The organism is Bradyrhizobium sp. PRIMUS42, assembly GCF_023006515.1.
GTDB lineage: Bacteria > Pseudomonadota > Alphaproteobacteria > Rhizobiales > Xanthobacteraceae > Bradyrhizobium.
On sequence record NZ_JALBGZ010001401.1, the window covers coordinates 1 to 713 of the forward strand.

General features: G+C 68.6%; 1 protein-coding gene. It reads right to left on the reverse strand.

Annotated features, from left to right (window positions below):
- A partial coding sequence (locus MOV75_RS40665) for an MFS transporter (RefSeq protein WP_247008483.1) occupies positions 1-713 on the reverse strand: 713 nt, incomplete at both ends.

Consider the following 713-nt stretch of genomic DNA (forward strand, 5'->3'; position numbering starts at 1 on the left):
GGCGTCGCCGCCGAGCCGGCCCGCGGTCATCGCGATCGAGAACACGATGTAGCCGGCTCCGCCTTGCGCCTCGGTGACGAGACCCGCGCCGATGACGAGCAATGCGCCCCAATCGAGCATTGCGCCCTCGACCAGGAAAGTGATGGCGCCGAGCAGCGCGAGCAGCAGCACCGATCCGTGCGGCAGCACGAACAGCGGGCCCTCCTGCACCTGCACGGAGCGGAGCAGGCGCGGCCAGGTCACGATCATTGCAATCAGCATCAGGACGGAGCAGATCAGCGTGCAGGCCAGCGTGCCGAATTGGAGCGAGAGCAGCGCCGTCATCAGCGCGGACCCGGCAAAGCCCCCGATGCTGAACAGCGCGTGGAAGCCGGACATCAGTGGGCGTCCCGCGGCGCGCTCCACCTCTACGGCGTGGATGTTCATGGCGACGTCGATCGAGCCGAGCGCCGCGCCAAATGCGAAAAGTGCCAGTGCCAGCGTTGCGGGCGAGCTTGCGACGGCGAGCAGGGGCAGCACCAGCGCCAGACCGAAGCCGCCCACAATGATGATCGGCCTGCTGCCGTGGCGCGCGCTGATGATTCCCGTCAGCAGCATCGCGACGACCGAACCGATGCCGAGGCTGAGCAGGAGCAGTCCGAGGACGCCGTCGTCGACGCCGAGCCGTGTCTTCGCGAACGGCACCAGCGGCGCCCAGCACGCGATGCCGAAGC